Source organism: Flavipsychrobacter sp. (genome assembly GCA_041392855.1).
GTDB lineage: Bacteria > Bacteroidota > Bacteroidia > Chitinophagales > Chitinophagaceae > UBA5543.
Map to the genome: position 1 here is coordinate 942,942 of JAWKLD010000001.1, position 16,247 is coordinate 959,188.

A 16,247-nucleotide genomic window follows, 5' to 3' on the forward strand; every position below is an offset into this window, starting at 1 on the left:
ATTACCTGTTAAACAATATATTGAAATAGAAAGATGGTTTACGAAGCTTGTCTCTTAGGTCCATATCTGTAAACATGCAGCTAATTGTATCGCTAAGGGATTTACTCTTCTTAGCCTTATTCACAACAAAGTTGAACAACCAAGGAAATCTGCATAAACGCTGTAGGGTAGCACTTATTTTAAATTCATCTCCTAATCTTTTGTATACTACTGCATCATACTCTTTCTCAAGAGTAGCTCTGCTATAATCGTTAGCTTCGGTAGCCTTTACTATAGCCTCAGCTGCTAGCATGCCACTATACAAGGCATTACCAATTCCTTCTCCACTAAACGGATCTATTAAACTAGCGGCATCGCCAACTAACACAAAATTGTCTCCTGAAATAGGTAGCTGCTCCATAGCCATAGGTAAACCCCAACCGTGTATTTTGTCTTCAAGCTCAGCATCAGCAAACCTGTCTTTTATGTTAGGGTTATTCTTTATGGCATCTAGCATCCGTTCTCTAAGGTTTATCTTCTTCTCTCTTACAACGTCAGATAAAATACCAACACCCACATTAGCCAAGCCGTTAGGCATAGGGAATATCCAAAAGTAGCCGGGTAATAATTCTGGTAAGAAGTGGAGTTCGATAAAATTGTCCTTATTTAAACCTTTTACCCCTTTGTAGTAAGCACGTAGACCAACGGCATATGCTTTGGCCGAATTATGATCGGTCAATAAAGTTTTGCGTGTTATACCTTTATCTCCATCAGCACCTACAATAACAGGTGCTGTTACTTCATAGCTTTTCCCGTTTTGTTCAAAAAATACGGTTACACTATTTGCTTCTTTTTTGATCTCTCTGATCTTAGCCCCTTGAAAAATGGTACTGTATTCAGATGGTATTTTCTCAAAAAGAAAGTTGTCAAACACTAACCTCTTTGTAGTAAATCCTGGAGCTTGGTCTTCTGGTTGTCTATTAGGATTGAAAGGGATATGTAGATCCTTGCCATTAGGGGCAACAAAAATTATACCATGACTAGGCATGAATTGCTCTTCTTGTGTGAAAATCTCATCATTAAGCCAGTCTGGGTTTGCTCTGCGAAGTACTAACGCTGTTTTGCCACTACAAGCATCACCACATATCTTATCTCTCGGAAAGGTGGCCTTGTCAATAACTATATGAGGTATGCCTGCCTTAGTAAGGTAAAACGATGTACCCGCACCTCCCGGTCCAGCACCTACAATTATTGCTTTTGTTGTTAACTTTTGTACTTCCATATCCTAATGAGTGCCCAAAAATAAGAGCTATATTTTCTAAACCTCATTTTTTTTGTTTTAATTTTTTATACCTAAATTTGTTAGGTATATACCTAATCAAATTATGTATACTGGGATATGGAACAAAAAGTGTTGAAAGGTAGCTTAACTACTATTATACTAAAACTGCTGGATGACAATGGTAGGATGTACGGTTATGAAATGACCAAAGCCGTAAAAGAGGGTAGCAATGATACAATTGTGCTTACTGAGGCGGCATTATATCCTGCACTGCACAAGCTTGTAGACGAAGGGCTGCTAACAACCAAGTCGGAAGTGGTAGATGGGAGAATGCGTAAGTATTATTCGTTGACCAAAGAAGGTAAAAAAGAGACCAAGTATAAAGTAGATGCATTAAAAGAAATGATGAATTCTTTAAGCTTAATATTAAACCCTGCTATAAAAAATGGATAACATTACACTAAACGAACTACAGCTAAAAAAGCTAAGACAATATATACACAATAGAGGTATAAAAGATCCGGTCATTGCAATGGAGGTATTAGATCATTTTGCCTGCAAGGTAGAAGAAGAAATGACGCAAAATCCTCAAGTAAGTCTAGAAGAAGCAATGGTAGCCGCTCATAAAAGTTTTGGAATAAAAGGCTTTAGAGCTATTACGGAGTATATGGAGAAGGGCTTACACAAAAAGTATAGAAAGCTGTTTTGGACAAATTTTTTAAAACAGTTCACCAGCATTCCTTCCTTATTACTGTTTATAGCTGTATGCCTATTCGTTTATGAGGGAAATAGGTTATTTATTAAAGAGGAGTTATTCTTTTGGGAAGATAAGTCGCTGTTTTCCTTATTGTTAATTGTGCTATATGCGGTAATAGAAATAGTAATAACATATAGGGTGATACCAAAGTTCAAGACCAATTTATATGTATCTACAGCTGTTAGCCAAAGCAGTTTTTTTGGTATTTATTTAGTACTTTTTCTTTCTCCAAGTACTACTACTTCTATAGTAAAACTAGTAGTTACAGCAGTGTTTTGTGGTATTTACACTATGTTGCTTTTGGCAAGATGGCAGTTGTATAAAAAAGCTATGGATGAGTATCAAGAATTTGAAGAAAATTATCAGCAAGTGCAATAAAAAAAGTCCACTACTATTGTAGTGGACTTTTAGTTATATGTTGTTCTAATTTTATTTTTTAGCGTACATCACATCTTTAATAATGGTAACAGTACGAGCTACATCCGGTAGATATGCTGCTACCAAGTTTGGTGCATAGTGCATATTAGCATCAGCAGACGTGATACGACGGATAGGCGCATCCAAATAGTCAAAAGCTTCTTTTTGTACTCTATAGCTAATTTCAGAAGAAACGCTACTGAATGGCCATTGTTCTTCTACGATCACTAAGCGATTGGTCTTTTTTACAGAAGTAACAATAGTTTGCCAATCTAGTGGGCGTATTGTACGAAGGTCAATTACCTCTGCGCTAATCCCTTCTTTTGCTAGTTCTTCAGCAGCACCTAAAGCTACTTTCATCATTTTGTTGAAAGAAACTATAGTCACGTCTGAACCTTCACGTTTAACATCAGCCTTACCAATAGGTATTAGATACTCTTCTTCAGGCACTTCACCTTCTTCACCATACATTACCTCACTTTCCATAAATACTACAGGGTTCTCGTCTCTGATAGCAGATTTAAGAAGTCCTTTTGCATCATATGGATTAGAAACTGATATGACTTTTATGCCAGGTATATTAGCAAACCAACTTTCAAATGCTTGAGAGTGTTGTGCACCTAATTGACCAGCAGAACCATTTGGTCCTCTGAAAACAATAGGGCAGCTAAACTGTCCTGCACTCATAGATAGCATCTTTGCTGCGTGGTTTAGTATTTGGTCTAAAGCTAATACTGCAAAGTTCCAAGTCATGAATTCAACAATAGGACGAGTATCGTTAGTAGATGCACCTACTGCAATAGCTGCAAAACCAAGCTCAGCAATAGGAGTGTCTATTATTCTTTTAGGACCAAATTCGTCCAACATTCCCTGACTCACTTTGTAGGCACCATTATATTGTGCTACCTCTTCACCCATCAAGAACACTTGTTCATCACGTCTCATCTCTTCTTGCATGGCCTCTCTTAGTGCCTGACGAAATGCTATTGTACGCATATATTATCTGTTGCTATTAGTTGTTATTTAAATAATTCTGCCTTTTGAGGCAATAAAGATAAGCATTGAGTGGGTATTTTACCCTAATAAAGCTTATAATATTACTACTTGTTTGCTGGTTTAAAAGTAACCGTACTTCTCATGTTCTCTTCCTCAAATTTTAGCTTAAGCGTGTCTTGTTGAATAGAGATCACTTTCATTTTAATCTTACTACCAGCACCTTTAAGCTTCATTTCATCGATCATTAGGTTGCCCTCTTCATCAAAATACCAGCTTGCAGAGTCAATTTTGCCACTAAAATTCATGAGCATTTTTCCGTCTTTCTGAAAATCGAACCATGTATTTTCAACGGCATGCTGTTGCATTGCTTTATAGTCGTCCAGCTCTCTTCTTAATGATTGCTTAGCACTATCAATATTTCTCATGCCATATATTTCCTCATTTTGCTCTGGCGTAGTGTTATTCCCTACAGTATCCAGAAATGCATTTTGCTCATCTATTATTTTCTGTAGATCAGGATTATCCAGCTCTATGGCTTGCCATTTTTGTTGAATTATATCTTCTTTTTTATTGCTTTGGCAAGCAGCAAGAAGTAGTACAGATGCACACAATGAAAGTGTTATCTTTTTCATATTATATTTATTGAGGTATAATTAGTTTAAAATAGTCTTTCCAGTCTGTAGCTGACAATATATTCTCTAAAACAGGGAATTGCTCCTGATCCGTTATTCTAGGATATACTCGTTTTAAGAAGGTATAGCGCTCAGGATCATTAGGTAGCGTTAACGCCAAAGTTTTAGCTTGGAAGGTAGAGAAGCATTTATCTACTTCAGAAAGCAGGTACTTCAATCTTACTTTATCGCTTTTGTTAGTGGCTTTATCGTATATGTTGTCAAATTCGTTATTAGTAATAGGAGTAGGACAGTCGCTATTATGTAATCTTACTTTGTTATTACCGGAGCTTTGTGTTCTTGTAGGTTTAGTAATAGCTCTAGCAGGTGTAGTGGCTATTACTCTAGGTTGCTCACTACTTTGTCTCATAGTTGGCGGTGGTGTACGCTCTGCTAAATTTGGGGGCGTGTCTTCTGTATAGTCAGTGGAAGGTGACTTTTGCGTAGTAACATTTGTTTTATTGTCACTAGTGCTGTTTATCTGGATATTAGCGATAAATTTAGGTTGCTCACCATTATCACTTTTTGTCTCCTGTGGTTTATTATATGTAGGTTTTTTTATTGTTGGGGTTTGCTCTGGTTGCCTATAAGTAGGCGTTTGTGGAACAGTATTAGTATTGATAGGAGTAGTACTGCTACTTGTATTGTAGACAATACCTCTTGAATTAGGTATACGGTCTTGTTCAGTAGTATTACCTGCTGGCAGGTAAAATTTTTGTTCTATATCGTATAATGAAAATACGCCTTGCTTATTTTTCAGTAAAAAGCTTCTATTGCCATTCTCAGGTACTTCAATTGTGAATGTTTGAGAAGGGTAAGCCCTTTGTTGAAATAGTATCTCGATATTAATAGGGCCTGGTGCCAACATAGGTATGATACAGTAATTTTTACCATATCTAGGTAGCATTTCATCTTCAAACTTTACATAAAAAGGCGTCTCCTTATCTCCTTGTATATATACATAGGAAAACTGTTGCTGTGCCTGTGCAGCATAAGCAACAACAAACAAGAGTGCAAAAACAATATGTTTAAGTGACGATGAACGGAACATTATTCAAGTTCTATTAATACAGTATCTTTTTCTACAGCTGTATTTTCTTCAATGTTGATAGCCTTAACGGTAGCTGGTGCTGTAGCTTTTAAGATATTTTCCATCTTCATAGCTTCCAGTATCAATAAGCCATCACCTTTTTCTATCTGTTGACCAGGTGTTACCAGTATCTTTAATACTTTACCAGGCATTGGTGCCTTGATAGGCTCTGCTTTTTGCATTGCTTTTAGATCAAGCCCCATGCTTTCTAGTAGCTGGTCTATCTCTTCTTTTATTGCAATGGTGTAGACTTGGTCTTCAACTCTTATTTTTAGCTCCTTGGCCTTATGGTCAACACTTTCTACTAGAGCAGTATAGCTTTTTCCATCACGAATAATGCTTATCAAACCATTGGGCTGGAATTGAATATCCAACTCGGTGTCCGCATCATTGATTTGCCAATTACCATCTTTGTTGTCGATAGTATAGGTGTTATTTCTTATACTTGTTTGCAACATAGTTGCCTGTTGTTATGATTAAGCAACAAAAATAGTCAATTAAAGACGGTTATTTATGATTTATAACTAGTTAATTTGTGGCTATTAGTGTTAAAATCAATACCCCTTTATGGGGTATAATTAATTATAGCTTATATATTACATTAGCACCTAAACATTATATATGACCTCTGTAGTACGTTTCAGTACCTCTATAGCTAGTATTATTGCCTTATCCGTATTGGTTTCTTGTACAGGTAGTAAGAAAACCGCTAATAACTATATGGATCTAAAGCCAATAGTGGTAAAAAGTAGTGACAATGATTATAGGGCCACTCCTGAGCGTATTTGGGATATCACACATACTCATATAAAACTTAGCTTTAATTGGTTAGAACGTAGTGCTGACGGTGAAGCCTGGATCGATATTCAGCCATATAGAGATTACTATTCACCAGATAGTATAGTGCTAGATGCACAAGGTATGGAGGTTGAGGAGGTAAAGCAGATGAGTGCTGGTAATGGAAAGCCATTGAATTTTAAATACAAGAATGACAAACTGTTTATATATGATGTAAAAGCTGCTCAACACAAATTATATATAAAATATAAGGCGTTGCCTTATAGCAGCTCTACAGGTGGCAGTAAATCGATAACTGATGATAGGGGTTTGTATTTCATAAACCATGATGGTAAAGTGCCTAATAAACCTATGCAGATATGGACACAAGGGGAAACACAAGCCAATTCTCATTGGATGCCAACAATAGATGTTCCTAATGAACGTTTTACCACTCAAATAGATCTTATAGTAGCAGATAGTATGACGACCTTAAGTAATGGTAAGCTGGCAAAGCAAGAATCATTGTCTAACGGTATGCGTATGGACTCGTGGGAGATGGATATGCCGATACAACCTTATGTGGTCACTTTTGCAATAGGTAAGTATACTATAACCAAAGACTTTTGGAGAGGTCGAGAGGTTAGCTACTATACAGAAGAAGAATATACGCCTTATGCTCGTTCTATTTTCAGCAATACTACTGAAATGTTAGAATTCTTCTCTGATGTAACAGGAGTAGCGTACCCTTGGAATAAATACAGCCAAATAATAGTGAGAGACTATGTGTCTGGTGCCATGGAGAATACCAGTGCCAGTACGTTTGGAGAGTTTGTCAACCAGAACGATAGAGAGATAGCAGATAGAAACTATGAAGATGTGGTTTCTCATGAACTATTTCATCAATGGTTTGGCGATTATGCTACAGCAGAATCTTGGTCGAACATCACATTGAATGAGTCTTTTGCCAACTATGGAGAGCAGTTATGGCGCAGGTTCAAGTATGGCATGGCTTCTGAGCAGCAGTTGGCGTACGACGACCTGAATGTCTATTTGCGTAGTGGGCAAAATACAGAAGAACCTTTGGCTCGTTATCATTACAAGAGTAGGGAAGATGTGTTTGATAGAGTCTCTTATCAAAAGGGTGGTGCTATATTGAGGTACTTGCATGGTTTGATAGGTGATGATGCTTTTAGTGAGGCCATGAAGATATACTTAACTAAGAACGCATTACAGCCGGCAGAAATAGCAAACTGGCGTTTGGCTATAGAAGAAGCTACAGGAAAAGACTGGCATTGGTTCTTTAATCAATGGTATATGAAAGGAGGGCATCCTACCCTTACTATTGACCACGAGTATGATGATGAAGCACAAGAGCTAAAAGTAACAGTTGCCCAAACGCAGAATAATAATTGGGGGGTATATCAGTTGCCATTAAAAACACTACTGGTAAACGGTAAGGATAAGAAGATCATAGACTGGAACCTGAAAAGGAAAAAAGAAGAGTTTGTTTACAAGTATAAAAATGGGCAACGTCCTGTAATTGTTCCAGATGTAAAACATTGGTTAGTAGGTAGCATTTTTGAACATAAACCATCTTCTGCTTGGAAAGAACAATTCGTTAATGTAGAGCAAGAAGATGTTATTTCTAAGCTTAAGGCTGTATATGGGAACAAGTTGGAAAAGGGCAAATCACCAGCAGAAGATTATAATGAGAAGGAAGCTATTCTAGAATTAGCTATTAACGACAGTAATCCATTTATTAGAGAGAAGGCTTTGTTGATATTGAGTGGTGTGAAAAGTGAGAAATCAATAAACTCCTGGAAGGATAAAGTAGCATTTATAGCACAAAATGATGGTGATAATTCTGTGGTAGCTACAGCTATTAATGCTTTGAGCAATTGGAAAGCGGAGGAAACTATTCTATTTTATGAATCTTTGAACAGCCCTTCTTATTTGGTAGCTGGAGCTGCATTAAATGCTATTGCTAAAATAGATAAAGATACTGCTTACAATATAGCTAAAGTAGGTTTGGAGAATAACCCTAAAGCTTCTTTAAGAAATAGTATATGGACAATAATTGCTGAACGAGCTAATGCTGATGACCTTAATTTGTACGATGAAAACAAGTACAGTTTTACAGGGAATAGTAGAATATTCTTTGTAGATAACTTGACTGTGTTTATTGCTGGTATAGATGATGACCTTATGGTAGTAGAAAAATCCTTGAAAATATCTGAGGAAGTTATAGCTACTGAGAATATCAAATCTTACAGGGCTGCAATGGTAGCTACAATGTTTGAGCTAGCCTATGCTACAAAAGATGGTATTGCCAATACAAGAAGCAATGCGCAACAAGATTTTGAGAAAAAGAAATTAGCACTTATCAAGAGCTCTATTGATAGAACTATAGCTGCCGAGCAGGAGCAAGAAAATCTATCTCAATACGATATCTACTACAAGAGGATATTTGGGAACTAAGATTTACTTCTAGCAAGTAATGTTTGGTGTATTCGTTCTACTTGAGGAATGATAGCTGTTTTATCATCATTGGTAATGATGTAGTCGCATCTATTCATTTTCTCTTGTTCATCCATTTGTTGGGCTATGCGTTGTGCTATTTTTTCTCTCGTCGCGTTGTCTCTATTCATAGCTCGCCTTATGCGTAATGGTTCAGGTGCTGTAACGCCAATCATGACATCCATTTCCTTGTAGGTGCCCGACTCGAAAAAGATAGCCGCTTCTTTGATGATATAAGGGGCACTTTGTAGCTCCATCCATTCTTTGCCATAGGCAATGGTAAGGGGATGAACTAAGGCATTTAGTTGTTGTAGCAGTTTTGGGTTGTTGAAAACAATGGAGGATAATAGCTGTCGGTTTAGCTTGTCTTCAATGTATACTTCTTCACCAAATAATGTTTTGATATTGCTAACAAGAGTAGGGTCGTGCTCCATTAGGTATTTTGCGGCATTGTCTGCATTGAAAGCAGGTATGCCAAGTGTGTTGAACACTTGGCATACTACGGATTTACCCGATCCAATACCTCCAGTAATACCTACCTTAAGCATGGTTTATTTTTTACTGTCTACAGGCTTTGGCTCAGTTCTTTTCTTGTGCGCATTTGTCATCTCCATAGAAATTGCAGAACGCTCAACAGTTATATGAGAACCATGGTTCACTTCAAGATGTAAAGTGCCATCTTCGTTAACTCTTTTTATAGTGCCATGAATACCGGCAGCAGTTACAATATGTTCGCCAACGCCTATAGCTTCAGAAAATTTCTTTTGCTCTTTAGCTCTTTTAGCTTGTGGGCGTATCATAAAGAAATACATTACAACCACCATACCACCGATGAATAGTAATTGCATGCCACCGCCACCTGCTGGCGCTTGTAGTAAAATTGAATCTAGATTTGCAGTCATTATATTAGAATTATAAATTTTAAAAAATATGATTATTAGTTAGCTTTTACATCTGCTTTAATATATAACATTTGCATGCCTTTATCAGAGTTGCTGATCACTGTTACTGATTTTTCAACATGGCCATGTTTGTCTTCTGAGTTGAATTGTACATTCATTACCCCTTTTTCTCCTGGTGCTATTGGTTTTCTAGGGTAGTTAGGCACAGTACATCCGCAAGACCCTTTAGCGCTGCTTATTATCAATGGCTTTTTACCATTATTAGTAAACTCAAAATTGTAAGTAGCTACTTCTCCATCATACATCAATCCAAAGTTATGAACTGTATCTGTAAAGTCCATAGTAGGTAAGTTGCTCAACGTTGCAGTGTCTATGCCTTCAGCCGTATGAGGGTTAGATACAAGATCTGTAGATAGTAGTTCTTTGTTATCTTTTATTACGTCCTCAGGTTTCTCGTCTACACAAGCGGTAAGACTGAGGAATAGAGATGCTAATAATAGATGGTTCTTCATGTGTATACTTATTTCGTAGTGTTATTTACGATTACGTTCTTCCTTGTTGATCTTGTTTTCTTTAAGTAGGTCTTTCAAAGTGTTGTCCAGTACTCCATTTATGAATTGACCACTTTGTGGTGTGCTGTATAATTTAGCTATTTCTATATATTCGTTTATCGTCACTTTGGTAGGAATAGTGGGGAAGTAAAGTAGTTCTGCCACACCCATTCTAAGAAGTAGTAAGTCTATCAAAGCTACACGTTCAGCATCCCAGTTGATCAGCTTAGGCTGAATAAGCTCCATGCTATATGCCTCCTTGTCTATTACAGTTTCTAGCAAGGATATGGAGTATTCCTTTTTTTCTGCAGAGATAAGATTTAAGAAGTTTACCTTATGACTACTTTTGAAAAAGTTGTCCATTAGCATGCTGGTCATTTGCTTGTCGTCATCCCAGCCAGATAGCTCATCTGTAAAGAACTCTTGCATGTCCTCGTCTCCATAGATCAACTTATCCCAAATGAACTTGATGATATTTACTTCTTTCTTGCTTTCTCTTGATGGCTCTTCAGCATAGGCGATGTATTCCTTAGCTTTTACCAGCCTTTGGTATATCTTTTTTATCTGGTCGTCATCAATAAAATGCTCGAGTTTAGACTCCTTTACTTTTTCGATAAAAGTTTGGTTCTCTTTAACTCTCCAAAGAAACTCGTTGCCAGAAATTTTTGTATTTACCTTAAGGTCTTCTTCTGTAGGTAGGTATTTAGCCGCACGAACCCTAGCATCTTTTTCTGCATATTCCGCTACGCGTAGGGTATAAAGAATAGAAATGACAAATAGATCAAGTGAACGAGATAGTTTATCTTCTAGGATATCTCTTCCCTTGCTTTTCAAAGTTTCATTGTCACCAGTTTCGGATGATGCTATTGTATATAGCGTTTGCATCACCTTTACTCGAATATTTCTCCTGCTGATCATAAATAAAAGACCTGTTTGCGCCGCAAAGTTACAGAATCCTCCCTTATTTATCGCATCAATATCTATTTTAAAACCTACGACTTTGTATCAATAGCTGCTACGTCTGTGTTTTCGTTACTATCTACAGCATTTTCACCGCTTATAACTGAGGAATATTTCACTTTTGCTTTGATAAATGGCTTTTCAAAGAAACGGTAGGATAAGCCGGCTATAATAATTGTGAACAGAATACTTAGAATATAATATACAATATTGCCTTCCAGGGAGTTATAGATGTTTTTGTTGATGGAAAGCATTAGCCTTAAAACCATTACTAGAATAATATTATGAAACATATACAACCCAAAAGATATCCTGCCTAAATAGTCAAGAGGCTTATAGTTGAGTCTTAAAAGTGTCTTCTTATTGGCTGCAAGGTTCAGTATCAAAACGATAAATATTACTGCATAGAATTCACTATTAAATATAGGAACAGCAATACCTCTAACGGTTATATATACTAAAGCTATGTATGGAACTATTTGGAGATACTTGTTAAATAGGAGTTTCAATATCTTTTCCTTCTCATAGAAGAGTATATAAGCACCAATACCTCCTATAGCCATGCAGTCTATAGAAAAATGAGTCCAGAATTGATATAGCCTATCTATTGCCAAGTTTTCAGGATGAAGGCTGTAAGCGAATACTACAGCTATTTTTATGAATAGGTATATTCCTATTGTGCTTAAAAGCATGCGCATAGTTCTGAACCTCTTGATCACCAAAGCAATTAATACAGGCCATAATAAATAGAACTGTTCTTCAACACCTACCGACCATGCTTGCTCAGAATAGGGTACAGGTTCATACATGGCATAGGCCACATTAGGGAAAAAGGATAGAAACATTGCACTTTTAGTGGCAAAATGCTCTTTTACATGGGTGGTAATATTAGGAATATCGAAAAAATGAATTTTAGGCAATATAAAGAGGCCTAGTACTACTATTAGGTAATAAAGTGGCCATATGCGTAGCATACGCCTTATATAAAACTGTTTGATGGAGATATGTTGCTTTTGTTTATTCTCTTCCAGCAGCAAATAAGTGATTAAAAAACCACTTAGCACAAAGAATAAGATAATACCAAGTTGCCCGAAGACACCACCTACAAAAGATGTTGTATATATGTTGGGTTGGCCAAACCAATATTTGGTAAGTTCAATGTGGTGGATTATAACAGCTAAAGCCGCTATGAACCTCACTCCATTGAGATTGGGGAAGTATACACTATTACGTGCCATTGTGTGTGTTTTTTATTTTGTAACAAATATAAGGCAGAATTTAATATTAGTATCAATCTAATATCTCGTTAACTATACGTTTACAATGAGAGGGCTTTTATACAATCCTCTCTTACGGACCATAATTCTTGGTTAGACAAGTTGATATGACTGTTTTCTTCTAGCCATTTTTTGAGGAATGCTTTATGATAGTTGACCTTATAATCTGTTATCTGATACGGTTCGATTTGTATTTCTTCTATGAGTTTATCTTCAAAATCGATTGCCTGAGATGTTTTGGTCGTACAATCAATTCGTTGATCATTGAACAAAAGATAATTATGTGCTTCTGGTATATAATCCAGTCCGTATTGTTTTAATATCGCTCCAATATTGGGTGCATATATTTTATCCATTTTGAATATCCCCATCATTAGTGATATATCAGTTCTTTCATGCTCAATTGCTAGTTGACTTAGTAGTGCGTGTTTTGTACTGCAAGTACCACGATTATCTCCTAAAACATTGATTAAATTGCTTTTATCCCTATTTCTGCCATAGGGTAGTTCCTTAATATATTGTACTGCAGTTATATAGTCGTAAATGCCTTTTTGGATAAAAGCGTTTGAAATTGGCGTTGATTCATTTAGCCGAAAATTAGGAAGCATATTCATAACAGGTATTGAAGATATGATAATATGCTGTACCTTTGCAGCGGTGCCAAACCTCGAGATTGTAGTGGACTTCTGAAAGGTTGTCTTTACTACAATACAATTTAAGTCTCTGTTTTACAGAGGCTTATTTTTTTCTTAGCTTATCTTGCTCCATTGTGAGTGAGTAGCTTCTTTCATAAGTATATTTCTAATACCCATATGCTTAGGTAGGGTAAGGTTCGGGTCTTCTGCCAGTACATGTTGGGCAGCAATTCTGGTTTGCTCTAGTATGCCTGCATCAGCTACTATGTCCGCCAGTTTAAACTTTAATACACCACTTTGCTGAGTGCCATATAGATCACCTGGTCCTCGCATGGCTAAGTCTTCTTCTGCTATTACAAAACCATTGGCAGTACGTACCATTATTTCCATACGCTTGGCACTTTCTTTAGAGATATTACTACCGTTAAGTAAAATACAGTAGGATTGTTCGCCTCCACGGCCAACCCTACCTCTTAATTGATGCAGTTGAGACAAACCAAACCTTTCGGCACTTTCTATCAGCATTACCGTAGCATTGGGGACGTTCACGCCAACTTCAATTACGGTTGTGGCTACAAGTATATCAGCATGCCCATCGGCAAAGCGTTGCATGTTTCTAGCACGTTCGTCGGCATCTTGACGGCCATGTACCATACTTATCTTGTACTTATGGTCGGGGAAGAATGTCTTTACTTGTTTAAAGCCTTCCTCCAGACTTTCATAATCCAGTTTCTCGGATTCTTCTATTAGCGGATAAACGATATAAGCTTGTCGACCATTGTCGATTTCCTTTTTCAAAAAGCTCATGACGTTTGCACGAGCCATTTCATTTCTTTGAACTGTTTTTATTTCTTGTCTGCCTGGTGGCAGCTCATCTATTACAGATACATCAAGGTCGCCATATAGTGTCATGGCTAAAGTACGAGGAATAGGGGTGGCAGTCATCACCAATACATGTGGTGCACGTTCGTTCTTTTCCCATAATCGTGCACGCTGCCCAACGCCAAAACGATGTTGCTCATCTATTACCGCTAGCCCAAGGTTTTTGAACTTCACTGTTTTCTCTATCAGGGCATGTGTGCCTATTACTACAGGTATGTCACCCGTTTCCAGTCCTTTTAATATCTCTTTGCGTTCTTTCCCTTTTATAGTACCAGTTAATATAGCCACAGGTATTTGCATAGGCTCTAGCAACTCTTTTACGCTCTGGTAATGTTGCTGCGCCAATATTTCGGTAGGTGCCATAAGGCAAGCCTGAAAGCCATTGTCTAATGCCAAGAGCATGGCCATTACCGCAACAATGGTTTTTCCACTACCTACATCTCCTTGTACCAGTCGGTTCATCTGTTTTCCGGTAGCAGTATCGTAACGTATTTCTTTTAGTACTCTTTTTTGCGCACCTGTTAGTTCAAAGGGTAAATGCTCTTTATAAAATCCGTTAAAATTATCTCCTACAGTCTCAAACTTCCAACCTGCTTGTATGCTATGGTGTAGTTTTAGCTGTGCTATCTTTAGTTGAGAGGCAAATAGTTCTTCCCACTTTAGTCGATATCTGGCAGCCTGTGCTTGCTCTGCAGTTGTAGGGTAGTGTATCCACTTTATAGAGTGGTATCTGCTAGGCAGTTTAAACTTGGTAATGAGCTCCGACGGTAGTATTTCAGGTATGTCCGATTGTCCTATCTTTTCAAAGAGATGGTGAGTTACTTTAGCAAAGGAACGATTGCTCAAACCTTTAGCCTTTAGCTTTTCGGTAGTAGGGTATACAGGCTGCATTTGAGCAACTTTATGCTCTGTTTTTAGTGGATCTATATCAGGGTGGCTAATGTTAGCTATACCATTGAAAAACGATATTTTCCCATAAACCACATAGTGGGCATTCTCTTCTAATGATTTCTTTAGCCATTGTGCCCCTTGAAACCAAAGTAATTCGATCTTTCCTGTTTTGTCGTAGAGCGTAGCAGTAAGCCTTTTTTTTCGGCCTACACCTTCTTCACTAATATTGACTAATGTACCTATTAGTTGTACATAGTCACTCTCGTGTGTTATACTACCAATAGGTGTTATTTGAGAACGGTCAATATATCGATAAGGGTAGTGATGCAGTAGATCTCCAAAAGTATGTATGTCTAACTCTTTACGTAGCATATCGCCACGTTGAGGACCTACACCTTTTAAATATTCAATAGGAGATGATAATATGGAATTATTGCTAGATATATCAGTATACTTTTCCTAAAAATAAGGAATAAGAACTAGGAAAAAGAAAGCCTATACTATTGATTGTCAATTGCCGCTACAACTTTCAGGTTAGAAGCTTTTGCTGCTTTCATTACTTCCATTATACTATTCCAGTCTGCTTTTTGATCTCCGTTGATAACCACCGTTGGTTCTGCATCGTCAGTACTAAGGGCTTCCTTAGCAATGGCCGATTGAAGCGAATCAGCTGATACTAGCTTTGTACCTACATAGTAGCGTTGTAGTGAATCTACAGTTACAACCACGGTTTGTTTGGCCTTTGTGTCTGTAGCTGCTTTTGGGGTCATCACCTTCACTACATTAGGATTAGCCAGTGTAGATATGATCAAAAAGAAGAATAGCAGAATGAATAAGATATCATTCAGTGCAGAGGTATGTACCTCGTTTTTATTTCTTAAGGTGCTCTTCAAGTTCATATACCGTAGCTTTAGTGAGTAGGTTCGTGTAAAATGTCTAAGAACTCTACTGCCGATGTTTCCATACGGTTCACGTTTTTGTTTATTTGAGCATTCAGGTAGTTATAAGCCACGTAGGATATCAATCCTATGATCAAACCTACTGCAGAGGTAACCATCTTAGTATAGATACCGCCAGCCATATTTTCAATAGAAAAGCCTTGATGCTGTATGCTGAAGAATAGCAATATCATACCCGCGATAGTACCAAGGAAACCAAACATTGGTGCAATACCTGCAGTATAGATAAATTCTTCTCGAGCTTGTATATCTCTAGTTTGCCTGTGTTCTCCATCGATTTTTCGATATGATCGATAGGCTTGCCAATACGGCTCAATCCTTTTTCTATCATTCTTGCTACAGGAGAATTAGTGCTTTTGGCTAGTGCTATAGCACCTTTAAGATTACCGTCAGTTACATGTTCGCGAATACGCGCCATGAAGTTAACGTCAATGACCTTTGCTTTTCTGATCACCATTAAACGCTCAATGAATACGTATACCATCAGAATGGAGCAGGCTAGAAGGGGGATCATTAAAACGCCACCTTCTATAAGTAAAGACAGTAATGATAATGACTCAGGTTCTGCTTCTATTTCAGCAGGTGTCATTTGCGCTACAGTATCTAGTTGTAGTAAAATTGTAAGTAAAGACATGAGTTAGTATTGCTTCAAACAAAAATAATAATTACTCGCAGTAGTGTTTGTTAAAAATAAAAACGCC

The 16,247-nt window shown here is 37.3% G+C and carries 18 protein-coding genes; 3 read left to right on the top strand and 15 right to left on the bottom strand.

Going from position 1 to position 16,247, the window contains the following annotated elements; translation table 11 throughout:
- Window position 1: 1 nt before the first annotated feature.
- The gene (locus tag R2800_04525) at window positions 2–1,261 is read right to left on the bottom strand and encodes an NAD(P)/FAD-dependent oxidoreductase (protein MEZ5016294.1); all 1,260 of its coding nucleotides are present in this window, start codon (window positions 1,259–1,261) and stop codon (window positions 2–4) included.
- Window positions 1,262–1,378: 117 nt separating this feature from the next.
- On the opposite strand from R2800_04525, the gene R2800_04530 reads away from it, so the two are divergent.
- Together R2800_04530 and R2800_04535 are read left to right on the top strand one after the other, a co-directional pair.
- A complete protein-coding gene (locus R2800_04530) occupies window positions 1,379–1,714 on the top strand; it encodes a PadR family transcriptional regulator (protein MEZ5016295.1) in 336 nt (111 codons plus the stop codon).
- Window positions 1,707–2,396 carry a hypothetical protein gene (locus R2800_04535; protein MEZ5016296.1) on the top strand — a complete coding sequence of 230 codons (690 nt, stop codon included), beginning with the start codon at window positions 1,707–1,709 and terminating at the stop codon, window positions 2,394–2,396. Before R2800_04530 ends, R2800_04535 begins: the two co-directional genes overlap by 8 nt.
- Before the next feature lie 51 nt (window positions 2,397–2,447).
- Here R2800_04535 and R2800_04540 read toward each other — a convergent pair whose 3' ends face one another.
- The 4 genes from R2800_04540 to R2800_04555 form a co-directional block, all read right to left on the bottom strand.
- Window positions 2,448–3,431 (bottom strand): pyruvate dehydrogenase complex E1 component subunit beta, encoded by a 984-nt coding sequence (locus tag R2800_04540; protein MEZ5016297.1) that lies wholly within the window; start codon window positions 3,429–3,431, stop codon window positions 2,448–2,450.
- 104 nt (window positions 3,432–3,535) lie between these two features.
- Window positions 3,536–4,063, bottom strand: coding sequence for a hypothetical protein (locus tag R2800_04545; protein MEZ5016298.1), 528 nt, complete (start codon window positions 4,061–4,063; stop codon window positions 3,536–3,538).
- A gap of 7 nt (window positions 4,064–4,070) precedes the next feature.
- Complete coding sequence (locus R2800_04550) at window positions 4,071–5,153, bottom strand: DUF4476 domain-containing protein (GenBank protein ID MEZ5016299.1); 1,083 nt, start codon at window positions 5,151–5,153, stop codon at window positions 4,071–4,073.
- A complete protein-coding gene (locus tag R2800_04555; protein ID MEZ5016300.1) occupies window positions 5,153–5,650 on the bottom strand; it encodes an acetyl-CoA carboxylase biotin carboxyl carrier protein subunit in 498 nt (165 codons plus the stop codon). The genes R2800_04550 and R2800_04555 overlap by 1 nt, the downstream gene beginning before the upstream one ends.
- 163 nt (window positions 5,651–5,813) lie before the next feature.
- Between R2800_04555 and R2800_04560 the strand changes: the two genes are divergently transcribed.
- A complete protein-coding gene (locus tag R2800_04560) occupies window positions 5,814–8,450 on the top strand; it encodes a M1 family metallopeptidase (GenBank protein ID MEZ5016301.1) in 2,637 nt (878 codons plus the stop codon).
- On the opposite strand, the gene coaE is transcribed toward R2800_04560, so the two are convergent.
- The 10 genes from coaE to R2800_04610 form a co-directional block, all read right to left on the bottom strand.
- Entirely contained in the window at window positions 8,447–9,037 is a 591-nt protein-coding gene (gene coaE / locus R2800_04565; protein MEZ5016302.1) for a dephospho-CoA kinase, read from the bottom strand. The genes R2800_04560 and coaE overlap by 4 nt on opposite strands.
- Window positions 9,038–9,040: 3 nt before the next feature.
- On the bottom strand, window positions 9,041–9,391 hold the full coding sequence (gene yajC, locus R2800_04570) for a preprotein translocase subunit YajC (GenBank protein ID MEZ5016303.1): 351 nt from the start codon (window positions 9,389–9,391) through the stop codon (window positions 9,041–9,043).
- Between the two features lie 35 nt (window positions 9,392–9,426).
- Entirely contained in the window at window positions 9,427–9,903 is a 477-nt protein-coding gene (locus R2800_04575) for a DUF1573 domain-containing protein (protein ID MEZ5016304.1), read from the bottom strand.
- Window positions 9,904–9,924: 21 nt separating this feature from the next.
- The gene (gene nusB, locus R2800_04580; protein MEZ5016305.1) at window positions 9,925–10,860 is read right to left on the bottom strand and encodes a transcription antitermination factor NusB; all 936 of its coding nucleotides are present in this window, start codon (window positions 10,858–10,860) and stop codon (window positions 9,925–9,927) included.
- Window positions 10,861–10,934: 74 nt separating this feature from the next.
- Complete coding sequence (locus tag R2800_04585) at window positions 10,935–12,140, bottom strand: acyltransferase (protein MEZ5016306.1); 1,206 nt, start codon at window positions 12,138–12,140, stop codon at window positions 10,935–10,937.
- Between the two features lie 80 nt (window positions 12,141–12,220).
- Window positions 12,221–12,787 carry a hypothetical protein gene (locus R2800_04590; protein ID MEZ5016307.1) on the bottom strand — a complete coding sequence of 189 codons (567 nt, stop codon included), beginning with the start codon at window positions 12,785–12,787 and terminating at the stop codon, window positions 12,221–12,223.
- Between the two features lie 141 nt (window positions 12,788–12,928).
- Window positions 12,929–15,031, bottom strand: coding sequence for an ATP-dependent DNA helicase RecG (gene recG, locus R2800_04595; protein ID MEZ5016308.1), 2,103 nt, complete (start codon window positions 15,029–15,031; stop codon window positions 12,929–12,931).
- Window positions 15,032–15,087: 56 nt separating this feature from the next.
- Window positions 15,088–15,486, bottom strand: coding sequence for a biopolymer transporter ExbD (locus R2800_04600; protein MEZ5016309.1), 399 nt, complete (start codon window positions 15,484–15,486; stop codon window positions 15,088–15,090).
- 11 nt (window positions 15,487–15,497) lie between these two features.
- Window positions 15,498–15,824, bottom strand: coding sequence for a MotA/TolQ/ExbB proton channel family protein (locus R2800_04605; GenBank protein MEZ5016310.1), 327 nt, complete (start codon window positions 15,822–15,824; stop codon window positions 15,498–15,500).
- A complete protein-coding gene (locus R2800_04610) occupies window positions 15,716–16,180 on the bottom strand; it encodes a hypothetical protein (GenBank protein ID MEZ5016311.1) in 465 nt (154 codons plus the stop codon). Before R2800_04610 ends, R2800_04605 begins: the two co-directional genes overlap by 109 nt.
- Window positions 16,181–16,247: the final 67 nt, after the last annotated feature.